This window comes from Clostridioides sp. LIBA-7602 (assembly GCF_056688945.1).
On record NZ_CP196991.1, the window covers coordinates 2,309,719 to 2,334,061 of the forward strand.

Below are 24,343 nucleotides of genomic sequence, written 5' to 3' on the forward strand. Positions count from 1 at the left end.
TTCACATACTATTAATATGTAATAGCTGATTAAACACTATTTTAAGGAAGTGATTAATATTTCAAAAGAAAATGTAAAATACTATTTAATAGTTGTGTTTATTGGAATTTTATTTTTTAAATTTGTTAATACTCCATCAGATTTTATATCAAGCATTGAAGGATTCTTAAAGTTTTTTGGCCCATTTTTTCTAGCCATTTTGCTTGCTTTGCTTCTAAATCCATTAGTAATGCTTTTTGAAATAAAATTTAAAACACATAGGCTTTTAGCCATTTTTTTAGCTTATATACTTATAGGGCTTATTTTAGCTTTTGGCATTAGATTATTGATTCCATCAATTGCTAATACATTAAATAGGTTAATAAATGAAATGCCTCTGTATACTGATTATATAAACAATTTTATAGAAAAAAATATGTCAAACATAGATTTTTTAAAAACTTTAATTCCTCATATACAGCATAGCTTAGATAATGTATTAAAAGAGGCAAATAGTTTTATTAGTAGAATTCCTAAAAATCTATTAGCCTATACACTTAGCATATCTTCTATGCTATTTAATATGACAATGGGATTTATACTGTCTATATATATTATATATGACAAAGAAAAAATTGCGTTGGGATTTAAGAAATTACTATACTCTTCTACTGCTAGAAACAAAGCAGATGATATTATAGAATTCTTTAGGACTACTCACGATATTTTTTATGATTATTTAATTGGTAGAATATTAGATTCTCTTATTATTGGTATAATTGCATTCTTAGGATTTCAATTTGTTATTCGAATAGAAAATGCTTTATTTTTGGCTTCAATAATATTCTTAGGTAATATAATACCATATTTTGGTCCTTTCATTGGTGCAATACCTCCAATAGCTATGACAATCTTATATAGCCCACAAAAAACTATATGGGTTGTTATATTTATATTTATATTACAACAATTAGATGGAAACTTTATAGAACCAAAAGTTATGGGTAATCAAGTTGGAATAGGTGCTATATGGGTAATTTCTGCAATTTTAATAGGTCAATCTTTATTTGGTTTTATAGGTGTTTTCCTTTCAGTACCAATAGCAGCTGTTGTAAAAACTTATGTTGATAAATATATAGACAATCGATTACAATAACTTATACTTATTGCACGCTTAATTTTTAATTGCAAATTAACTCCTTTCTATTATTTTAAAAAAATTAACTCTTAGCAAATTATGTTTGCTAAGAGTTAATTTTTTATAATACATATTTTGTTAATTACATATATGTATTTTATCTTTATTGATTATTTGAGTTTTGAGAATTTCCACCACTATCTGAGCCCCCACTAGTCTCTGGAGAAGGTGGTGTTGGTGTTGGATTATTATTTGGTTTTTCTTGATTCTGAGAAGAACCATTATTATTATCAGATTTATCATCATCTGATTTTTTATTGTCATTTTTAGAACTAGATTTATTACTTTTATTATTTCTACTGTAAGAAGTTTTCCTTGCATCAGATTCTACTCTATATCTATCTTCTCCTGCTGTATCTTTTGCCTTTTTCTTTCTTTGCTCTTCTGCTTCATTTTGCTCTTTTTCTAACTTCGTTAATTCCTCTTTCTTTTTGGTTGCTTCTTCTTTAATAACAGATGAACCATTTTTTATTTTCTCTATAAGCTTAAGTTCCTTAATTGCATCCTCGTAATTTTTTACTTCTTCAAACTCAATCATATTTGACATTCTCATAGCTTGCATGTACATAGCCCTTGCATTCTCATTAGTATTGTCTTCTTCTAATGCAGAGGACAATGATTCCATAGCTTTTTTATAGTCATGTTTTTCTAAGTATGTTTTTCCTTGCTCAGTTAAATTTATTTCATCTTTATTATTAAATGAACATCCTACAAGAAATATAGATAATATCGATATTAATAAAATTACTCTTCCTCTCATTAAACCCCTCCTTGTTATATACTTTAAATTTTATCATAATTAGGAAGTTTTTAAAATATTTTATATTTATTACAAGAAATTTGTTAGTAAAATGAAAAATAAGTAGATATGCTATGTATAACTACAACAAACTAAAAATTAATTTAGAGCTATATACACCTTAGCAAATCTACTTAAAATAAACTTTAATATTTAATTTTTATTCTATATTTCTAAAGACAATAAGTCTTCATAACTTTGTCTCTTACATATTATCTTGTCATTTCCATCAAATACTGAGACTACCGCCGCTCTTGGTATCTTATTATAATTCGAAGACATTGAATATCCATATGCACCTGTTGATGTTGTTATAAGTATGTCTCCACTTTTAATATCCATTATATCTATATCTCCAATCAATATATCTCCACTCTCGCAACATTTTCCAGCTATTGTTACATGATTCATAGTCTCATGGTTAATTTTATTTACAATACTACATTCATAACTAGCTTGATACAGAGAAGGTCTTACATTGTCTGTCATACCTCCATCCACACTTACATACACTCTAACATCTTTTATATCTTTTATTGAGCCTACTGTATACAATGTACTTCCTGCATTTGCAACTATTGATCTACCTGGCTCTATTACCAGTATAGGCATTTCTATTCCAAGCTCTTTACATGAACTTTCTGCTTTAGTGATTATAGTCTCACAGAATTCTTTTATAGTTTTAGGCTTATCTTCTTTACTATAATAAACTCCTACACCTCCACCTAAGTCAATTTCTGTTAATTGTATATTGAATTTTTCTTTTATTTCTTTTACCAAGTTCATCATTATATCTACTGTATCTATGTATGGCTCTACATCAAATATTTGCGAACCTATATGAGCATGAAGACCCACAAGTTTGATATTTTTGTATTCACTTAATTTTTCTATAGCTCTAAACAAATCTCCATTTACTAAGGCAAATCCAAATTTAGAATCTATCTGACCAGTTTTTATATAATCATGTGTATGAGCTTCTATGCCAGGTGTTATTCTAAAATATATCTCTTGAGTCTTACCTTTTTCTTCACATAGTGTTTCAATCAAGTCTAATTCATAAAAATTATCTACTACAAATTTACCTACACCTAAATCTAATCCCATATTTATTTCTTCTTTAGTCTTATTATTTCCATGGAAGAAAACTTTTTCCATAGGAAAGTTTGACTTATAAGCTGTATATAATTCACCTCCTGAAACTACATCTAGGCACATTTGTTCTTCATTTATAAGGTTACACATGTAAAGAGGTAAAAAAGCCTTACCTGCATAAGCAACCTTATTTTTTCCATCTTTTGCTTTAAAATATTCTACATATTCTCTACAGTTTTGTCTTACTAAAGCTTCATCAAATACATAAAGTGGAGTTTGATATTTTTTACTAAGTTCTAAACAACTCACTCCTCCAATATATAATTCATTATCATTTACGGTCATAGTTCCATGAAGTTTCATAATATCCTCCCCAAATTTTATATATTAAATACTTCTGCTATTTTCTCTATAGCTACTTGCTTATCATCAGAATTTATAGCACAAGTTATACGAATTTCTGATGTAGTTATAAGTTTTATCATTATACCATTTTCATTAAATATCTTAAATACTTTAGCAGCAACTCCAGAAGTATTTTTCATACCAAGACCTACTAAAGAAAATTTAGTGATATTATTATCAATTACTACATGTTCTTCATCTGTATATTTAGATACTATCTTTTTACATTCACCTAGTTCTTCTTTTGGAACTGTAAATGATACACTTATCTTATCTAAAATAGGTGCAGTTTGACTTATCATATCTACACTTATTCCAATAGTTGCTATATCTTCAAATAAACTAGATATATTTTCTGCTTTAAAATCTTTTATTGTTATAGAACTATCATCATCACTAGTAGCTAATCCTGTTATTACTTTATCCTCTAATTTCATGTCTTTTCCCCCTCTTATATATGTTCCTTTTACTGTACCACATGTACGTCCAACATAAATTTCAACACCATATTTTTGTGCAAGTTCTATACTTCTTGAGTGCATTACTTGTGCCCCTAAACTTGCTAATTCAAGCATTTCTTCATATTCAATCTCATCAAGTTTACTAGCTTTTGAATATTTTCTTGGGTCTGTAAAATAGATTCCATCAACATCTGTATATATCTCACATTTTCCATTTAATTTGACTGCAAGAGCTACAGCAGATGTATCTGAACCACCTCTTCCAAGAGTAGTTACATCACCATCTTCATTGATTCCTTGAAATCCAGTTACTATTACGACATTTCCTTCATCTAAACTATTTTTAATTCTATTTACATTTATATCATCAATTTGAGACTTTCCATGAAGACCACTTGTTTTTATATTTAATTGATAAGCATTATAACTTACAGCCTTACATCCAAGTGCATTTAATGCTATTGATAATAAAGAAGCTGAAATCATTTCTCCAGTAGACATCAATGCATCCAATTCTCTTTTACTAGGTTCATTACTCAATTCTTTAGCCAATTTTATATATTCATCAGTAGATTTACCCATGGCAGATACAACTATCACCATTTGTGGATTTTCTTTTCTTCGTTCTATTATATTTTCTGCAATTGATTTTATTTTATCAGTATCTGCTACTGAACTTCCACCATATTTTTGAACAATTATACTCATGCTTTTTCCCCCTCAAGTTAAATTTTGATAAATAAAAACGCCCAAAGGTATACTTTGGACGTGTAAATCTCATAGACCAAGTAACCTTGTAGCTCACCACTTTAAAAGTGACAGCCTTATACATATTATGCATAAGTCCAGAAAATCCGTCCGTCAACAAATTTTCTTCGGCTATAGACCCTTTCATCAATCATCAACACTTACCAGCTCTTATTGAATACTATTGAATATAGCTACCTCTACCCTAGGCTCATTATTTTTTAATTAATTTATTAATATAGTTTTATCACATTCTATATAATATTGCAACAATTATTTTACAAAATGTGGCAAATCCATAGTCTTCTTTTTTAAAATTAGCTTATATACAATTAAATAGTTTATTTAACCCTAAATCTATAAAATTTATGCTATACTCATTATCGTATCTCTCTAAGTCATTTAATTCAGATAGATTATCTGGCGTAACTACCAAAACGTTTGGCACTTTAAAAAATGGAATTGTAGATTTATCTATCTTTCTAGAAAGATTTTCATATTTAGAAATATCTATTTCATTATCTAAATCAACATCTACTAAAACTTGTTTTATATTACCAAATTGGTCTGTATATTCAATAAATAAATCATATTTCATATCATCCACACTAACATTTCGGTAGAATCTTTTTACATCACAACCTGCAGTATTGATTCTAACAACTAATTCTGACCCTACTAGAGCCTTTATTAAATCATCTCCCTTAAAAAGTTTACTACCATTTAAATAGTATACATATGAGAGGTCTTTATAATTATAATAATCCACATCACAAGGATATTTTTTTAATGTATACTCACTACACATTTTTCTCAAAGTTTTTTTAAAGTTTTTTTTATTATATCTCTTTTGGTCTCCATAAATCTTTCTAAATTGAGCTTCTGTAACACATCTAACCCTGCTAATTAAAAGCAATATCTCTTTTTCCATATTTGTCATAGTACATTCTCCTTGAAGTATTATTTGCAAAGTTGTACTAATATTATATTAATTTTATGACATTAAATTTACAAAGAATTGAAATAAAATAGCTAGTTTTTATAAAAATAAATTTTATAAAAACTAGCTATTAACATATTAAATACTATTTTCAGACTTTTTAAGTTAAACTATACATTCTCTTGATTTCCAGAATCTTGAGAGTTTGTATTTTCGTCAGTTCCTGTTCCCTCTTTTGCTTTTTTGTCTTCAAAGTTTGCAATATTTAGGTTATCAAATTCTGACATTTCAATTACACCAGATGCTTCTTTTGAATACGATATTTTAACTTTATCTCCAACTTGAGTCAATGGCAATTCACTAGACACTTTTGAAGTGGCCTTGAATATTATTTCTTTATTTGAATCTAAAGTTACATAATAATTAGTATTTCCGCCTCGTACATCTGGGCTTATTCTCGTTACTGTACCTTCTATGACTTCGTCTTTTAAGTCATTATCAAGTTTTAAATCATTTCCCTTAGACTCTAATGAATCTTTATAGTTTCTTAATGCTTCGTTTTTATCTTCACCTATACCAAGCACATTATAATCTTCAACAGATACAAATGCAACTCTTTTTACAAGACCAGCCTTATCTTTTAATGATGATACATATGTTGGCTGACCTAATATATTATACATTACAGGGAATGTTGCTTCATAATTTTTTTCTTGAACATTACCCTCAGCTGATTTCATCGCAGCTGTCTCAGTAGCTCCTGGTTGTTTATATAATCTAGCTTCTTTTGTTCTAGAGTCAACTAACATAAATCCAATTGTAGATTCATCTCCACCAGAAGATGTTATACCTGTATACCAATAAGACCTATTATCATTTCCATAAACTAGTGATGTTCCTTCTGTTGGTACTAATACTCCTTTTTCTGATATAACAGAATTTAAAAATCCATTAACATAAACACCCCAGTCTTTAATCTGGTCTGTTATAAATTCTTGTGGCTGGATTCTATCTACCCATTTAGGTGTATTCTTAACATTATAAACATTTATTTTTCCAGTTTCTGCGTCAACAGTGGCTATTCCTGTAGCATTTGCTCCTCCATAACCAATTTTATGCTCATATAAACTTACAACCCAATAAGGCTTCCCTTCATCATTTATTTCAAGGGTAAAATCTGTCATACCGACATTTACAATACCATGTATATATAAATGTCTTTGTAAATCTTGATGTAAGTAAGCTTCTGGTTGGTATACTATCTTTATTGGCTTTCCATCTATTTCTTGAACTAATTGAACATCTTGAGGATTACTTGCGGATACTTTTACATAACCACTTGTACCACTTAAAGATGTCACCCATTTAATTATGTCTCTATGAACAAGAGGTGCTACCCAGTACAACTCTCCATCCACATTTTGTATATGGAATTTTCCTAATTTTGACACACTACCTATAGCTGGAACTTCTCCAAGCTTTTTATCACCCAATTTCATGGCCATATCTTCATCTACAAGACGAATGTCATTTACACTAACAGGACTAATATCATCAGTAAATTTACTTTCAGTCACTTTTCCTAATAGTTCTTTATATGCCTTTGCATGAAACACAGGTGTAGAGGCTATAAAAGGTACAACTACAATATACACAAGTAAAGCTATTGCTATTGAAAAATTATATTTGGCAAGTTTAGATGTTCTTTCATTTCTATCCAACATCATATCCAATATTCCTGCCACAACAAAGAAAATTATTCCTACTGAAAATAAAGATGTGAAATCTAATCTAAGTACAGGTAATTTAATAAATGCATAAATTACTACAATTATTAGTGCAACTCCATATGTTTTAAGATATCGTTTCATTTAATACTCCTCTCTACAAAATGTTATTATTACTATTATATCCATATATTTACAAAAAATAAATATTTATCATATTTATTTATATGTTAAGATATCTTTATACATTTATATATCTATTTTATTTAATTATATCTAATCTATATACCCCAAAAATACTATAAAAATGCAAATAATCACAGAAACTTAAAAACTGAAGAAAGTGTTTTAACTAAGATTTACGAATTCTTAATCCTCTCGAAGTTAAACTACTATCTTCAGCCTAATTATCTAGCAATAGTTTTTATATGATAAACTCTAAAATAAATTTTTAGATGTTTGCAATTTTTGATACATAAGAATGTTGTCTAGAATTATATTCTGATAATAAACCTTCATATTCCAAGGTTAGACCAGATAAATTATAAAAATCATTTGGAGTTACTTCAAATGCTTGTTTATTTAAAATGTCTATCTCACTTTTTTCTAACATATCAGCAACAAAGTTTGAACATACATATTTATATTCAGATTGTCTATAAATATTCATTGGCAAATATATCAGTGCCATTATATCATAATAGTAATCTTCTCTATAATCACTAATTAATTTTATATTTCTAAATAGACTTTCATATTGTAAATTATCTACTTCTAATGAATATACTCTACACACAGTATTTTTTCTTATAGCATATAATCCTTGATTTATATTTTCTTCAACAAATCCACCAATAAACGGATTTCTTGGATTTAATCTCCCAAAAGAATACATTGGCTTTAAATTTTCATTTAGTGATATTGACACATGTGTATACAGTTTTTTACTTATATTCCTTATTAAGTAAGATAATAAAGTTCCTGTATATGTTGTTACAATATAGACTTTATTCATCATTTCCCCCCAATCTAGTAACTAAATAATATTACATACTTATAACTTAATATCATAAAATATTCTAACATAATAAATGTTATTTTACAAATTTTGATTTTAAAGTACTTCAATATTATATAAAATATAATAAAAATATAAATATAAGTTTTCTATATTTTTAACCAACAGCTGTTTTCTTTAAATTAATTAAATGATTTAGTATATCTTGAGCCTTTCCAGAATCTTTCAAATACCCTAATGCCCCATTTATTTGTGATTTCAAATCTATTTCTACTTCCATATCTAAGTCAATATTTCCTTTTTTTATAGATATATTTTTAAGAGTCACTGGATAAAGATAACTTTTTTCTAAAGTAATCTTATTTCCATTAACTTCAAATGGAACTTTTTTATTATAGTTACTTAATATTTTTTCTAACATCTTATCACTTATCTTGAATCTACCAAGTTTCACATTTTCAAGACTCACAATTAGATTTTCTCCTTTTAAAGTAGGTCTTAACTCAAGCTCATATTGGCTATTTATTAATCCAAGTACCTTATATGGTCCTGCTACTTTTATTTTTCCATCTTTCATTTCAACAAAATTATTTTCAAGCTCTTTAATCCCATGCTTTTGCATTAATGTATATATTAAATTTCTAAACTCATCCTCTGAAACAGACACTTTTCCAACCATTCTAAGTGGATTTTTTACTACCTCCATGGAATTTATATATGAACCTTTTGACAAGTATTCTTCATCTATAATTTCATTATTTTGTGAACTAACATCATATCTCTCTTTTGGTGTCAAGATGTATACAACAATACCTATAAACACTAAAGCAATAACAAGCAAACTCAATAAAATTTTTGCAACCTTTCCCATAATCGTCTCCTTTACAAATCTGTCAACAGATTTAAAATAAATTTAGATAACTAACTTCACATAATATTCTTAACAATATACATATTATAATACAGTCTTTTGAGGATTAATTCAACAAATCTCATTTTTTGTAAATAAACTGTAAAAAACATAAATTTAGTATAAAAGTTAATATTTTGCATAATACTCTTAATTACACCTTTATTTTTTTCTAATCTTGGATTAAAATTAATATTATGCAATACAGTGTAGTGTACTGTATTATAAGCAAATTAAATAGGAGGTATAAAATATGTCAAATGAAACGAACTCATCTAACTTTATAAAAAATATTATTATAAATGACCTAGAAACAGGAAAACATGACAGTATAATAACTCGTTTTCCACCTGAGCCAAATGGATATTTACATATTGGTCATGCAAAAAGTATATGTCTTAATTTTGGATTAGCTAAGGAATTTAACGGAAAAGCTAATTTAAGATTTGATGATACAAATCCATTAAAAGAAGATGTTGAATATGTAGAATCTATAAAAGAAGATGTTAAGTGGTTGGGATTTGATTGGAACGAGTTAAATTTTGCATCTAACTACTTTGATGAAATGTACAAAAGAGCTTTAATATTAATAAAAAAAGGTAAGGCTTATGTATGTGACTTGACACAAGAAGAAATGAGAGAATATCGTGGTACTTTAACTGAACCTGGAAAAGAAAGTCCTTATAGAAATAGGACTATTGAAGAAAACCTTGATTTATTTGAAAAAATGAAAAATGGTGAATTTAAAGATGGTGAAAAAACATTAAGAGCTAAAATAGATATGTCTTCTCCAAATATAAACCTTAGAGATCCAATTATATATAGAATATCTCATTCAACACATCACAATACAGGAGATAAATGGTGCATATATCCTATGTATGCTTTTGCTCATCCAATTGAAGATGCAATTGAAGGAATAACTCACTCTATATGTACTCTAGAATTTGAAGACCAAAGACCTCTTTATGATTGGTTTGTCAAAGAGTGTGAAATGGAAAATGTACCTAGACAGATAGAATTTGCTAGGCTTAATATAAACAATACTGTTATGAGTAAAAGAAAATTAAAACAACTTGTAGATGAAGGTGTTGTTGATGGTTGGGATGACCCTCGTGTTCCTACAATATCTGGTATCAGACGTAAAGGCTATACAGCAGAAGCATTACGCAATTTCTGTAGTGAAATAGGGGTATCAAAAGTTAATTCTACAGTAGATAGCCAAATGCTTGATTATTTCCTAAGAGAAAATCTACAACCAAAAGCACCTCTTGCTATGGGAATTTTGAGACCTTTAAAGCTAGTTATAACTAATTACCCAGAAGATAAAATTGAAATGCTTGAAATAGAAAATAATGCTAAAGATGAATCTCAAGGAAAGAGATTAGTTCCTTTTTCTAGAGAATTATATATAGAGCAGGATGATTTTATGGAAGAACCTGTTAAGAAATATTTTAGATTTTTCCCAGGAAATGAAGTTCGTTTAAAAGGTGCTTATTTCGTAAAATGTACTGATGTAGTTAAGGATGAAAATGGAAATGTCACTGAAATACATGGAACTTATGACCCTGAAACTAAGAGTGGTTCTGGATTTACAGGTCGTAAAGTAAAATCTACAATACATTGGGTTGATGCTAAATCAGCTATACCATGTGAATTTAGATTATTTGAACCATTAATTCTTGATGATGTGCCTGAAAATGAAGGTAAGCATTTCTTAGAACAAATAAATCCTAATTCATTAGAAATACTACAAGGTTTTGTTGAGCCTACACAAGTAAAGAATGCTAAACCTTTTGATAAATTCCAATTTGTTAGAAATGGATTCTTTAGTATAGATAACAAATATACAACTGATGAAAAACTTGTGTTTAATAGAATAGTTCCTCTAAAAAGTTCCTTTAAACCTGCTAAATAATCTTACAATAAAAAATGAAGACTTAAATAAAAAATTACTTCTACTATAAATAACCTTAGTTAGAAGTAATTTTTTATTTGAGTTTTTATAATTTACTTTAAACCATTAACGTTTTTCACTACTAATCCCCATAACCTCTATTCCATCTTTTATACATTCTATGCTAAGAGGAAAATCTGGACCTTTTTCTCCATCAATATCTGTTATAAGAGAATCTTCACATTCTATATATACTTTTTTAGTTTTAAAGTACAGTATTTCATTTCCATTATATTGATCTAAGTAATCACCTCTAAGCACACTTATCAAAACTGGTATTGATTTTGGAATTGGCATTCCCTTAAAAATAATTACATCTAAATAACCATCATCTATCTCAGCTTTGTATGCTAGATTTATATTTCCTGCTGTTTTGCCATTAAAAATCAACATAAGATACATATCTCCATCATAATACATTTCTTCAGAAGATACTTTTATCTTAAACTTCCTCATATACAATGCTTCTTCTATTCCCTTTATATAATAAGAAATTCTTCCAAATGAATTTTTTAAGTCTGTGTTTATCCTTTGTGATACATCTGTAAACATACCAGCACTTGCCACATTTATAAAGTACTTATTATTAACTTTCCCTATGTCTATTTTCTTCGGTTTTGAATTTATGATTTTCTTTATAGCTTCTTTTATATCAAATGAAATTTGAAGAGCATTTGAAAAATCATTTGCAGTTCCTGTAGGCAAAATTCCAACTGGAATTCTTATGTCTAATTCTTTCATTGCATTTACCACTAAATCTATGGTACCATCACCACCTGCTATAAGTACGTGGTCATAAGAACTATCCACTTCCTTAAATGCATTCTTTACCGGTTCTTTAATATTCAATCTATAGGGTATCAATAAATAATTTCGTTCCTGATATAATTCTATAATCGTGTCCAAATTTGATAATATCTTTTTTTCACCTGAATTAGGATTGTATATAAGTTTTACTTTTTTCATTATTTCTCCTTACTTATTTTATTCTTTTAGTATCCAAAATCTTCGTTTAGGAAAATTACATTTATTCTTTCTGGTGTTAATTGTCTTTTTATAAGTGTGTAACTACAACATATTCTTCCAGGGCTTGAACAGTCTATACATATGCCCGTAGTCTTACATCCAGTATTTGTATTTAATCTTTTACAATTAGCTGGAGCAGCTATTGTTTTTGTTCTTTTTATAGCTTCATCTATATCTTTAACTATTTTGTTTACTCCTGCTATAACTATCACTTTGTCAGGTCCATATATCATGGCAGCTACTCTATTTCCATTTCCATCTAGATTGTAAAGTTCTCCATTTTCTGTTATTGCATTGGTACTTGTAAAATAAGCATCAGCCGAAAAAGATTTTCTATAGATTTCCTTCATTTCTTCTGGTTTAATGTCTTTTGCATATCTATCAAGAAAATCGTACTTTTCTCTTATAAAATCAATTACTCCTGTTTCAAATAAAGTCATAGAGCCTCCACATCCTACTAGAGAACCCACTTTTACTATTTCTTCAATTTTTTTAAGAAGCTCTTCCTTATTATTTACCAAATACCCTTTCATATTATTGTTTTCTAGAGATTTTATTGTTTTTTCTATTCTTTTTTCATTAAGCCAATTTAGATTTTGATCCATCTTAACTTCCCCCTTATTTGTAATATGTACTAATTGGTCATAAACTTTATTTTCTTTATAAGTTTATTTTAGTACATCTAAAAAAAAATACAATATAAAACTTAAATAAGTTTTTCATAAATTTATCCATAATACTATTTTTTAATTCAAGTAGTATTGGATAGGTTATATCCTATCTCTACATATAAGTTTCCCTATATGCTGACTATTTTAGCTACTAACTCATGACTAAAGTCACGAGTGTACGTAGCTATTTTTTAATCAAAAAAGGAAAGCAGATGTATTTCTTCTACTTTCCCTATATTGTATGTAGTATTATGTATTTATTAAAATCTATATATTAATTATATGTTTCATATTATCAAATATCACTGTTAGTTTAAAAGTAATATTAATTCTTTTTTAAACATATAAATTGCATTATTAAATTTACTATATCCAACTTAAATAATATTTTATTAATTTGATGAAGAAGATGCTATAGCTGCACTAGTCGCTGCCATTACACATGCAATTTGTATAGCAACAACAATATTTAAAAATATATTATTCGTTATAGAGTCTATATTGTTCTCATTTTGGATAGAATCTGCATAAATAGAAGCTACTATAGCTGAACTAATCATCACTCTATTACTTTTTCCTAAAGACCAATTTCCAAAACCTTTTTCTTCTTTAAGTTTATTTGAAACATTTTTTATCTTCTCTATTATTTCATCTTCTCTATAATCTAATAATGAAATTGCACCTATTATTGGATATCCATAATAGTTCATTTTACAATCACTTTCTTTAAATGCTTTTTTAAGCTCAATAGTTTTTTTACATTTAACCATAGTTCTATCATCACTAAACAAAAGAATTTGGGATAATGATTGTAAGTCATTTCCTTTATAAAAACCATTTTTATTTAAAAACTCGTAACATTTTTCTATATATTCTAAATCTTCTTCTAAATTTTTTGAATGAATTGCAATAAGTGCTATATTACAATAGTCATCACTAGATGTTAAAAATGGATGCTTTTTCCTCATATACTCATATATTGTTTTCATTTTTGATATACATGTAATATAATCCATTTTTTCTCTATTCTCATAGACTATTGATGCTGTAAGTGGTAAATATGTATCTCCCCAAAATTTTTCATTTTTAAGTTCTTTATATATTTCCAAAATCATCTTAAAACTACTTTCTGGATTTGATTCAAACGAAAGTAGGGTTGCCATATAAAATATATTATATCCTCTAAAATTAGAGAATACTCCAGTATTTTTTTTAATAAGCTCTATTCGCTCTTCAACTAATCTAGGGCTTATTCTCTTGTTCTTAAGGGTAAATGCAAGTGCACAGCTATGTTGGATTAGTCCCATTTGCCAAGAACCTTTAACTTCATTTAACGCCTTGTAATTTTCTACTAATAAATTTACTTTTCCATTTATAAAAGATTCTTCCATATTGCCCTCCTAATAATATATCTCATTGTATTTTAATAGTTTTATATTCATTATATATATATTAAACGTTACAATCAACACATATTACTTTAAGAAGCATCATTCTTCAACAATAATGTAACCTTTTTTATAATGCCTTCCCATATTGTTAACTCTATCATAGTACTCTGATTCACTTTCATTACTCCATTTGGGCACAAATACATCTATTGCATTAGAATTACTAAAATACTTACTAGACCCCCTATCCATAACCGTTTTTAATTTTCCATCTACAATAATCTTAGTTCCAAAACTCAAGTGATTGTTTGCCACAAAACCATCTTCTAAATCATCTCCTGTAGCCGTTATAGCTCCATATCCATTTTCTTGGTTAAGACTTGTATAATAACTTACTTCAAAAGTTATGGGTACTAACTTTTTTATTTTAATTCCTAACTGATTTTGTAGCTTCTTCTTTTGTAATTTTAACTTATACTCATCACTATTTTTATAGTCTTTCATACCTTGATTATATTTGGAATTAAAGCTTTTACCAGACTTTACTATAGTATCTATATTTACTATAGATTCTTTACAATGATCTGCATCTATTTTTGTTTCTCCATTTACCAATAATGGAGTTAAACATACACTACATACAACACATGTAATCAATGCTTCCTTAAGCTTCATAAATTCCCCCCTTATTATTTTGATATATTAGCATATTTAATATTATATGTCTACATTTAGATTTAAATACCACACCCATTCGCTTTAAGAAGTTGTCTTATATTTAATTCACCTTAACCCCTTATAAATCCTCTATCTTAGAACTATATAGAAGAGAGCTTTTTTGTCTAAATATGTTTTGTTAATCTTTTAATATATAAAATTGTTTTTATTTAATCATTCTATTTTTTAGAATTTAAGAATTAAAATTCTATAATTTTAAAACATATTGATTTTATTTTTTTGAGATGATATAATTTTTTCAAGAGGTGAATAATATGATAAAAAATACAAAACAAATTACAGTAGAAGTTAATGAAATTCTATTACAAGAAATGTCTAAGATAACTAATGATGAAAATAAGATTTTGACAGATTTGATAAATGAATCAATTGTAAATTATATTCTTGAAAATAAGAAAGATAACATTGAAAATAAAGATTTAGATGAAGTGATTAAATTCTACAAAAAAGAAAATACTGAAAAACATAAAAGTGCAGCAAGAGCTATTGCTGAAGCAAAAACTCATACTTTGTATTAAGCAGATAAAAAAGTTCCTAAAACTAGGAACTTTTTATTTTAACAATTATTAATATACATCTAAATATTTATCTCAAATTTATAAATACAAATATATTTAATATAACCCACTATATACTTTAAGCTCTATAAGTAATAAAAATAAAATTATACCTTTTACATATCTAAAACAATTAATTTACGTGATTAATTGACAAAATTTCTGACTTGTAAAGTAGTCCTTAGTATTACGTTGTGTTGATATTAACTATAAACCTAATATAAAATTAAATTTTAATAGGTTTGATTTTACACCAAACTTATTAGATTAACATCACAATAACAAAATAAAAATACTTCTAAAAAATTATAATTTTTACATTATACTTTAATATAGTATTCATTTAACTAACTATTATAAAAAATATTTATTTTTTGACAATTAATTTCACATTAGAAGAAGACAAAATATATGAATTCTAGCATGATATTATATACCTACATATTTTATATATTTAAATATGTAAAATATGTAATTTACTCAAAACTATGTAATCTTATTTTTAATAAAAATATATACCCCAAATTATTATAATTAACTACATTAAATTATTCATCTTTCTTAATATTTTTAACCCAATTTTCAACAGAATTTAATTCGTCCTCATTTACCCCCTTCTTGAACAATGATTTCATAAAACTCTCAATAGAACTACCATGCATATTATCTAGAAAAGTTTTTGTTTCAAAATGCAAATACTCTTCTTCCCCAATAAGAACTGTATAATGTGTATGTCTATCAATTTTTCTTGCACTTAAGAATTGCTTATTTACTAATCTTGATAAAAGTGTTAATGTTGTAGTCTGTTTCCAATCATATAGTTTTTCCATGGCTTCAATGACATCTTTTGATGTTACTGTAAAATCTGAACCCCAAATAAATTTCATGACTTTTAATTCTGCTGGTGGTATCTTAGTAATAGTCATATGATTTTACACTCCTCTCAAACTTATCTATAATTAAATACTATATTAATAGACTTTTGGAGTCAAAGGTTTTATTTAAAATATTTAATCCAATTTTATTAATATAAAAAATTTATATTTTTAGTATAAATCAAACATATAATCTATTAATATAAAAAATAATATCTTTTCTCTATAAGTATAACAGATTATTAAATTAAAATTCTAATATTTGACATAATATATACATTTTATAATAAATATACCTGGTATTTTAAAATAAATGTAACTTTATTTCAAAAACTATTTTTGAGTTTGTATATATGTTATAATAAATGTATAAAATTTTGATTGGTGGGTTATATATGAATGCATTTATTAGAAAAAGAAATAAGAACTATGTTGTTTACCTTGAATTTACAGATGAAAACACTGGCAAAAGGAAACAAAAAAATATGGGTATCTTTGATAAAAAAAGAGAAGCAAGCAAAAGGCTAAGTGAGGTAAAAGAAAGCTTATATAAAGATGGATTCTTAGTTCCAAATGAAATTACAGTTTCAGAATTTCTGTTAGATTTTCTAAATAAATACAATGAAAATATTTCATTAGCTACATACAATAATTATGTTGGTATTTGTAAGAATTATATTAATCCATCTATTGGTAAATATAAAATACAAGACTTACATCCTATTCACATACAAAATTACATAGATAATCTATCTTATAAATTAAATCCTCAGTCAATTAAGATTCATATAAATATATTGAAACTTGCAATGAGAAGAGCTTATAGACTCAAATTAATAAAAGAAAATATTATGGATAATATAGAGACTCCAAGATATAAAAAATTTAAAAATGAAATTTATGATAGAGAGCAGATGATAAAATTATTAGATTTAGCAAAAGATACAAACATGGAATTACCTATTAATTTAGCAATTGGATTAGGTCTTAGAATTTCAGAAGTTTTAGGTCTGACTTGGGATAATATTGATTTTGAAGAAAATACAATAACAGTAAACAAGATAACATCTCGAATTAATGGTTCTGTAATTCTTAAAGAGCCAAAGACAGAAAACTCTGTTAGAAAAATATCTGCTCCAAAAGAATTGATTTTTTTGTTAAAAGAACACAAAATAAAGCAAAATAAAAATTTGTTAAAATCTTCTATTAGAAATAGTAAAAATTTGTTATTTTTTAATAAGAACTGTGAACCTATTGCTGAAGATGTTATGAGTAAAAGATTTAAAAGATTTTTAGAAAAGAATGATTTACCTCATATTAGATTTCATGATTTAAGACATTCACATGTTACTTTACTTATAAATTCTAAGGTACCTATAAAAGTCATATCTGAAAGGGTTGGACATTCAAATATAAATACTACTTTAAGTGTTTATTCCCATGTTCTTAAGGAGATGGATAAAGAAGCTTCTGACAGAATTTCTGAAAGTTTATTTAATGCTAATTAATATAAAATTAGCTTGGTCTATTGAGATAAATACATTAAATATTAATTGATAAACTAGCACTAGTTTTATTATCTTCTTTCTATAATATTAAATGTATCTATCTCTAACTGACAAGCACTTAAATAATCCTTTTTGTTTTGCTTTATTGCAATTAGTTATGATATTTTTCTATAGAAGTTTATATTTCAATTTACAACATCATACTTATCTTGCATATATTTTCATTACTTTACATATTATTGTATTCAAGTCATATCACCTATCCATTCTAAAATCGAATATTTTAATAAAATAAAAAACCTTCTAATATTTGATTAAAAACTTACACACTCTTACATAGCATGTACACAAACATTAAAAGGTTTTTATATTAATAATTATATTTTAAAAACAATTTTTAAATTAATGATTATTTACTTTTTCCATACATTTTAGCTAATTGGTCTTGTATATCTTTACTTTCTAAATACTCATCAAAGTCCATCTTTCTATCCATTATTCCATTTGGAGTTATCTCTATAATTCTATTTGCTATAGTAGATATAAACTCATGGTCATGAGAAGTAAATAAAAGCACTCCAGGGAACTTCTCAAGTCCTTTATTAACAGAAGTTATACTTTCTAAGTCTAAGTGGTTAGTAGGGTCATCTAACACAAGTACGTTTGCATTTGAAAGCATTAGCTTACTAAGCATACATCTAACCTTCTCTCCTCCAGATATAACTTGAGCTTCTTTTAAAGCTTCTTCTCCAGAGAATAACATTCTACCTAAAAATCCTCTTATAAAACTTTCACTTTTTTCTTCAGAGAATTGTCTAAGCCAGTCAACTAAAGAATATTCTACTCCATCAAAAAACTTATTATGATTCTTTGGAAGATAATCTTGAGAAGTAGTTACTCCCCATTTATACTCTCCACTATCTGGTTCAAGTTCTCCCATAACTATATTTAAAAGAGCAGTAGTAGCTATTTCATCACCCATAAATACTACTTTGTCATCTCTATCTAATCTAAATGATACATTGTCAAGAACTTTAACTCCATCTATAGTTTTAGTTAAATTGTGTACTTCTAAAACTTCATTACCAATTTCTCTAGCAGGTGTAAATCCTACATATGGATATCTTCTTCTTGATGGTTGTATATCTTCAACTTCTAATTTATCCAATTGTTTCTTTCTTGATGTAGCTTGCTTAGCCTTTGAAGCATTAGAGCTAAATCTAGCTATGAATTCCTTTAATTGAGCTATCTTTTCTTCAGTCTTTTTATTTTGGTCCTTAGCAAGTTGTAAAGCCAATTGACTTGATTCATACCAGAAATCATAGTTTCCAACATACATTTGTATTTTACCAAAATCTACATCAACTATATTAGTACATATTTGATTTAAGAAATGTCTATCATGTGATACTATTATAACTATAGATTCTTCTAAATCCATTATAAAGTTATTCAACCAGTTTATTGATTTAAAATCTAAGTGGTTGGTAGGCTCATCCATTAATAGTATCTCAGGCTTACCAAAAAGTGATTGTGCTAACAATACCTTAACCTTTTCCCCACCAACTAGTTCCTTCATTTGTTTGTAATGCATATCTTTAGTTATGCCAAGACCCATAAGTATTTTTTCAGCATTAGTTTCTGCATCCCATCCATCAAGTTCCGCAAACTCTCCTTCAAGCTCAGCAGCTTTGATTCCATCTTCTTCATTGAAATCTTCTTTCATATATAAGGCATCTTTCTCTTTCATTATATCCCAAAGTCTCTCATGCCCTCTTATAACAACATTTAAAACAGTTTCTTCTTCATATTCAAAGTGGTCCTGTTTTAAGACTGACATTCTTTCTTTATCAGTTATAGATATATTGCCTGTATTTGGCTCTATCTCTCCTGATAATATTTTTAAAAAAGTAGATTTTCCCGCACCATTGGCTCCTATTATTCCGTAGCAATTACCTTTAGTGAATTTTAAGTTAACATCTTTAAATAATTCCTTATCACCAAATCTAAGTCCAACACCTATAACTTGTAACATTAATATATTTTCCTTTCTTTTTGCTCATAATTTATTTTATCATAAAATTTTGATAACGCTTTTATTATCTATTATCACTTAAACAGTATATTTTTTATACTAAGTTAGTGAAATATTTATTTAAGGTATAGTAAAAGTTGTAAATTCATAAAAATTAACAATCTATTATATTATACTTATAAAGAAATCAAATTGCAACTTTATTCCTTCTTTTATATACTGTAATTACTTTATTGTAACTTATAAACTAATGATGCTTTTTTTAAAGTATCATTAGTTTATTTTGTTTCATATTTAAAAAGAGTACTTAATTTGTAAATACTCTTTTATAGTCTCTTTATATTTTAGCAAAATTACATGCAGGGTAAGTACATACATCACAGTTCATACAAAGTCCTCCATGACCATATCTAGCTATATCATACTTATCAAGCTTTTCATCAATCAAGACTCTAGATAGAACTATATCAAACACTGTAGTTTTATGATACATTGCACAACCTGGGATACCCATAATTGGAACTTCTCCATAGTAAGCAAGTAAAAACATTGCTCCTGGTAATATCGGTGACCCATATGTTACCAAATCAGCTCCAGTTTCTTTTATTGCTGTTGGTGTTACATCATCTGGGTCTACACTCATCCCACCAGTACAACAGATAAGTTCTGCTCCCTGACTTATAAACTCTTTTATTGCATTTTTTATAATTTCTTTATCATCTGGACATATAGTCTGTCCTATAACTTCACAACCAAAACCCTTTACTTTTTCTTCTATTACTGGTCCAAATTTATCGACAATTCGACTATAGAATACTTCATTTCCAGTAGTTACAATCCCTACTTTTTTAGGCTTGAAAGGCACTACATTTACTATTTTTCTATTTGCAACCACTTTTTTTGCTTCTTCTAATTTTTTCTCATCTATAACTAGAGGTATAACTCTTGTTCCAGCTACTTTTAGACCTTTATTTACTATAAAATTATTATGAAGAGTAGCCATCATTACTTCTCCAACACAATTCAAATCAAAAAGTGCATCAACATCTATCTTTAAAAGTCCATCACATGCTGCTATAAAATCTATCTTTCCTTCTTTTATTTCACTAAAATCTAGATTTTCTCCAGCAGTTAATTCTTTTAAAAACAACGCACCTTCATTTTCATGAATCATGCCTTCTGATTTTTCCCATACATACAAATTATCTTTACCAAGAGATAATAAAACTGGAATATCGTCTTCTTTTACTACATGACCTTTTTTAAACTTTCTTCCTTTAAATTCTCCAGGTATTATTTGAGTTATGTCATGACATAAAACTTGTCCAACAGCATCTATAGTTTTTATTAACTTCATAATTTACCCCCAATTCTTTCATAGTCCGTTTTTGTATCAATGTCCAATAATATTTCTTTAGGAACTTCTACATACTTTATTTTTGATGAATTTTTTAAAACGGTTTTACCCTTTTCATCTTCTTTAAGTGCCAATAATTCTTCTTTTTTACTATATGGGAATATAACTGGATTTCCACATACGTCTTTATTTCTTGGAATTACTATAAAATCTCTATCTAATTTAAAAGTATTTATAATTTTATCTATATATATGTTGTCAATAAATGGCTGGTCTCCCACAAAAAACATATAGCCATCACATTTTGAGCTATTTAAAATACCTAATTTTATGGATTCACTCTGACCTATATTCGCATTTTTATTATCCACATATTTAAAACTATATTTATTGCATAATAATGATACCTCTTTATATTGACTTACAACTACAACTTGATGAAAATTAATTTTACTAACTGCTTTAAATACATGCTCTATTATAGAACATCCTTTATAATCTAATAAAAGTTTATTTGTTCCCATTCTTCTGGCAAAACCTGATGCCATTATTACTGCATTTATCATATATATCATCCTTGTTATTTATAATAATATATTGATAGTTCTATGATTTTTATAATATCGCTATTGATATTATCTATATATATAATATCATATAAACTATTTTAATACTTCAATATCTTGTACAAAACTTTTGTTTTATACTTCCATAAAATATCTCCATTTTACTTTCATCTTCTTTAATACTTTTTATTAATCTTATAGCTAAATTTTTATACTTTTCATTTTCAACTTTATTAATGAATAATACTTTTTGCCCACAATAGTTTCTAAATAGTCCATTTGGATTTAATACTATATTTTTTAAATTTTCAAGATTCACTGTAGAATTACTGCTAGTATTATATGTATCTATATTTGCTATTTTTTTAAATATGTCTAATCTGTGTATGTTTTCTTCATTAATATCCATTCCAAATGAAGTAATATCTAATATTCCTACAGTTTTTGTAGTTTTATGATATACTACTGGTTCTCTATCATTCCATCCTTTAAGTCTTTTTTTCTTTGAACCATCTCCCTCTATTAAGACTAAATCAAATTTGTCTACAATTTTGTCCAAAATAGATGAATCAAGACCTACTATTTTATGTTCATTATTTATATAGCTTCCACATACTGTTACTCCATGACAAATAGATGGAATAACAGTTCCATCTATTGTCATAATTATATTTTCATAGTTATCTGGTACGTATATTTTAGTTGTTGTTGTAAGGAGAACTTTTAATTTATCTCTATAAAAATCTGCAAAGTAGTTTATAAATGAAGTTTTTCCTCCTGCTCCAACTACAGTTATTATTTCATTCTTTCCAATTATATTTGATAATTCCACACTTTCACCTCTTATAACTAGTTTTTTAATCTCTTAATTTTTATAATTAAACTTTTTAGTAAAAGTGATTTTTGAAATTCCATAAACCCTAAAGTAAATAGATTCTGTTGTAAACAACAAGGCGGATCCAATTCGCCGCTAAGCTGTAAGCTTACGCTATCAGTTTATCTTTAAATATAATTAAGATATTCTTATTCTTTGTGGCTGTTTTAATATTTGAGGATTATTCTTCAAATTGGATAAATCAGCTATTTGTGATTTTTTTAATATATTAAGACCAGCATTTACATCTGCATTTATAATCATACCCATGCTAGATTTATATTGACCTCGAGTTATTCTTTCTCCTTTAAAGTCATATTTTTGTACATTATCCAAATTGATATCAGGTATAAAATCATCAGCAAAAAAATCAGATTTACTGGTATAACTTTCTTCTTGTCTAATAAAATTAATATTTTTTATTTTGCATAGATATTCTAACTTCCCTTTTATCTCTCCAAAAGGAATTCTTATAAAATTTCTATATATTTTCCTCTCCACATTATCACTTTTTTCTAACTTAGCATTATATCCTACAATTAAGTTGCCAATATTATTTTTTACACAGTAATCAATTATATAAAAACAAGTTTTATTTACATAATCTTTAACCTGATTATTCCTTTTATTCCATACCTTAAATTGCCTTCTTGTAATTGTTGTTATGTTCTTTTTTAATTTTAAAGCTTCTATTTTATCATTCTGCTTATTTGCCCACTGATTAACAGATTTAAGCCTTTTTCCATCTATGATAAAACTATCACCTAGATTGGTAACACATGTACATAAGTTTTCTAAACCTAAGTCTATAGCTAGTGCATTTTTTTGATTTGAAACTTCCTCTGATTTCGGTATCTCATAACAATACTGAATTTCAAAGAACCTAGCCTTATGTTTAGGTATTATTCTTATTTCCTTAATCTTTTTCTCTAATATATTTTGAGGAACTTTTATACTTACTTTCCCATATAATTTTTTAAATGCTGGAGACATAGGTACATTTAGAATACCATCTTCTTTAATTCTTATTTGACCTATTATTATGCTAAAAAATCCTTCCTTGTTCAGATATTTAGGTGATTTTATTCCTCTAAAATCATACTTTCCTTCTTTAGCCAATTTAATTAATCCAAAAAATGACCTAAATGAACTATCAACTTCTTTCAATATCTGTTGTGCTATATTACTATTGAGAAATTTATAATTTTCGTTTTCTTTACATACGTGATAATTGGCTTCATAATTAAGATGTTCTCCTTGATTAAAATAGTGTTGTCTAACATTATATGTACCGACATTATATAAATTTTTTGCTAAGAAACACATCTCTCGTAGAGCTTGATATTCTTTTTTAGTTAAGTTTTTTAATTGTTGTCTTTGAGTTCCATAGTGTATATTTTTTATTCTACTTGGCATAAACTCACCTCCTTTAGAATATACTCTACTAGACATTATATATGGTATTTTTACAAAACACCATATATAATGTCTATTTAATTACTTTATTTT

The 24,343-nt window shown here is 26.8% G+C and carries 21 protein-coding genes and 1 riboswitch; of the genes, 4 read left to right on the plus strand and 17 right to left on the minus strand.

Annotated features, from left to right (window positions below):
• The first annotated feature begins 49 nt into the window (after positions 1-49).
• Entirely contained in the window at positions 50-1,135 is a 1,086-nt protein-coding gene (locus ACTG45_RS11235; RefSeq protein WP_044213561.1) for an AI-2E family transporter, read from the plus strand.
• 145 nt (positions 1,136-1,280) lie between these two features.
• Here the strand turns inward: ACTG45_RS11235 and ACTG45_RS11240 are convergent, their stop codons facing one another.
• The 7 genes from ACTG45_RS11240 to ACTG45_RS11270 form a co-directional block, all read right to left on the minus strand.
• Entirely contained in the window at positions 1,281-1,937 is a 657-nt protein-coding gene (locus tag ACTG45_RS11240; RefSeq protein WP_021384890.1) for an outer membrane protein assembly factor BamD, read from the minus strand.
• Between the two features lie 204 nt (positions 1,938-2,141).
• Positions 2,142-3,434: a diaminopimelate decarboxylase gene (lysA, locus tag ACTG45_RS11245; RefSeq protein ID WP_021384905.1), complete on the minus strand. Its 1,293-nt coding sequence runs from the start codon at positions 3,432-3,434 to the stop codon at positions 2,142-2,144.
• A 17-nt stretch (positions 3,435-3,451) separates the two neighbouring features.
• Positions 3,452-4,645, minus strand: a complete 1,194-nt coding sequence (locus tag ACTG45_RS11250; RefSeq protein ID WP_479916877.1) for an aspartate kinase — start codon at positions 4,643-4,645, stop codon at positions 3,452-3,454.
• A gap of 81 nt (positions 4,646-4,726) precedes the next feature.
• Positions 4,727-4,895: riboswitch (Lysine riboswitch) on the minus strand.
• A 111-nt stretch (positions 4,896-5,006) separates the two neighbouring features.
• Positions 5,007-5,624: a hypothetical protein gene (locus tag ACTG45_RS11255; protein ID WP_021384904.1), complete on the minus strand. Its 618-nt coding sequence runs from the start codon at positions 5,622-5,624 to the stop codon at positions 5,007-5,009.
• A gap of 170 nt (positions 5,625-5,794) precedes the next feature.
• Entirely contained in the window at positions 5,795-7,495 is a 1,701-nt protein-coding gene (locus ACTG45_RS11260) for a hypothetical protein (protein WP_479916878.1), read from the minus strand.
• 307 nt (positions 7,496-7,802) lie between these two features.
• Positions 7,803-8,366: a hypothetical protein gene (locus ACTG45_RS11265; protein ID WP_479918995.1), complete on the minus strand. Its 564-nt coding sequence runs from the start codon at positions 8,364-8,366 to the stop codon at positions 7,803-7,805.
• Positions 8,367-8,526: 160 nt separating this feature from the next.
• A complete protein-coding gene (locus ACTG45_RS11270; RefSeq protein WP_021384893.1) occupies positions 8,527-9,240 on the minus strand; it encodes a hypothetical protein in 714 nt (237 codons plus the stop codon).
• Positions 9,241-9,532: 292 nt separating this feature from the next.
• On the opposite strand from ACTG45_RS11270, the gene ACTG45_RS11275 reads away from it, so the two are divergent.
• A complete protein-coding gene (locus tag ACTG45_RS11275; protein ID WP_479918996.1) occupies positions 9,533-11,197 on the plus strand; it encodes a glutamine--tRNA ligase/YqeY domain fusion protein in 1,665 nt (554 codons plus the stop codon).
• 105 nt (positions 11,198-11,302) lie between these two features.
• Here the strand turns inward: ACTG45_RS11275 and ACTG45_RS11280 are convergent, their stop codons facing one another.
• The 4 genes from ACTG45_RS11280 to ACTG45_RS11295 all read right to left on the minus strand — a co-directional run bounded on the left by ACTG45_RS11280 (position 11,303) and on the right by ACTG45_RS11295 (position 14,999).
• Complete coding sequence (locus ACTG45_RS11280) at positions 11,303-12,202, minus strand: YegS/Rv2252/BmrU family lipid kinase (RefSeq protein WP_021384909.1); 900 nt, start codon at positions 12,200-12,202, stop codon at positions 11,303-11,305.
• A gap of 26 nt (positions 12,203-12,228) precedes the next feature.
• Entirely contained in the window at positions 12,229-12,867 is a 639-nt protein-coding gene (locus ACTG45_RS11285) for a lactate utilization protein (protein WP_479916879.1), read from the minus strand.
• Positions 12,868-13,325: 458 nt separating this feature from the next.
• On the minus strand, positions 13,326-14,324 hold the full coding sequence (locus ACTG45_RS11290; protein ID WP_021384903.1) for a DUF4003 domain-containing protein: 999 nt from the start codon (positions 14,322-14,324) through the stop codon (positions 13,326-13,328).
• A gap of 99 nt (positions 14,325-14,423) precedes the next feature.
• Complete coding sequence (locus ACTG45_RS11295; protein WP_021384908.1) at positions 14,424-14,999, minus strand: RlpA-like double-psi beta-barrel domain-containing protein; 576 nt, start codon at positions 14,997-14,999, stop codon at positions 14,424-14,426.
• A 317-nt stretch (positions 15,000-15,316) separates the two neighbouring features.
• Here ACTG45_RS11295 and ACTG45_RS11300 point away from each other — a divergent pair, with 317 nt between their 5' ends.
• Entirely contained in the window at positions 15,317-15,580 is a 264-nt protein-coding gene (locus ACTG45_RS11300; protein ID WP_021384896.1) for a hypothetical protein, read from the plus strand.
• Between the two features lie 587 nt (positions 15,581-16,167).
• On the opposite strand, the gene ACTG45_RS11305 is transcribed toward ACTG45_RS11300, so the two are convergent.
• On the minus strand, positions 16,168-16,545 hold the full coding sequence (locus ACTG45_RS11305; RefSeq protein ID WP_021384899.1) for a BlaI/MecI/CopY family transcriptional regulator: 378 nt from the start codon (positions 16,543-16,545) through the stop codon (positions 16,168-16,170).
• 344 nt (positions 16,546-16,889) lie between these two features.
• On the opposite strand from ACTG45_RS11305, the gene ACTG45_RS11310 reads away from it, so the two are divergent.
• Positions 16,890-18,002: a tyrosine-type recombinase/integrase gene (locus ACTG45_RS11310; protein ID WP_479916880.1), complete on the plus strand. Its 1,113-nt coding sequence runs from the start codon at positions 16,890-16,892 to the stop codon at positions 18,000-18,002.
• Positions 18,003-18,411: 409 nt separating this feature from the next.
• On the opposite strand, the gene ACTG45_RS11315 is transcribed toward ACTG45_RS11310, so the two are convergent.
• From ACTG45_RS11315 to ACTG45_RS11335, 5 genes are all read right to left on the minus strand, one after another.
• Complete coding sequence (locus tag ACTG45_RS11315) at positions 18,412-20,037, minus strand: ABC-F family ATP-binding cassette domain-containing protein (RefSeq protein WP_479918997.1); 1,626 nt, start codon at positions 20,035-20,037, stop codon at positions 18,412-18,414.
• 337 nt (positions 20,038-20,374) lie between these two features.
• Positions 20,375-21,394, minus strand: coding sequence for a molybdopterin-binding protein (locus tag ACTG45_RS11320; RefSeq protein ID WP_021384915.1), 1,020 nt, complete (start codon positions 21,392-21,394; stop codon positions 20,375-20,377).
• On the minus strand, positions 21,391-21,960 hold the full coding sequence (gene mocA / locus ACTG45_RS11325; protein WP_021384916.1) for a molybdenum cofactor cytidylyltransferase: 570 nt from the start codon (positions 21,958-21,960) through the stop codon (positions 21,391-21,393). Before mocA ends, ACTG45_RS11320 begins: the two co-directional genes overlap by 4 nt.
• Before the next feature lie 109 nt (positions 21,961-22,069).
• Positions 22,070-22,792: a selenium cofactor biosynthesis protein YqeC gene (gene yqeC / locus ACTG45_RS11330; protein WP_021384914.1), complete on the minus strand. Its 723-nt coding sequence runs from the start codon at positions 22,790-22,792 to the stop codon at positions 22,070-22,072.
• 180 nt (positions 22,793-22,972) lie between these two features.
• The gene (locus ACTG45_RS11335; RefSeq protein ID WP_479918998.1) at positions 22,973-24,250 is read right to left on the minus strand and encodes an RNA-guided endonuclease InsQ/TnpB family protein; all 1,278 of its coding nucleotides are present in this window, start codon (positions 24,248-24,250) and stop codon (positions 22,973-22,975) included.
• Positions 24,251-24,343: the final 93 nt, after the last annotated feature.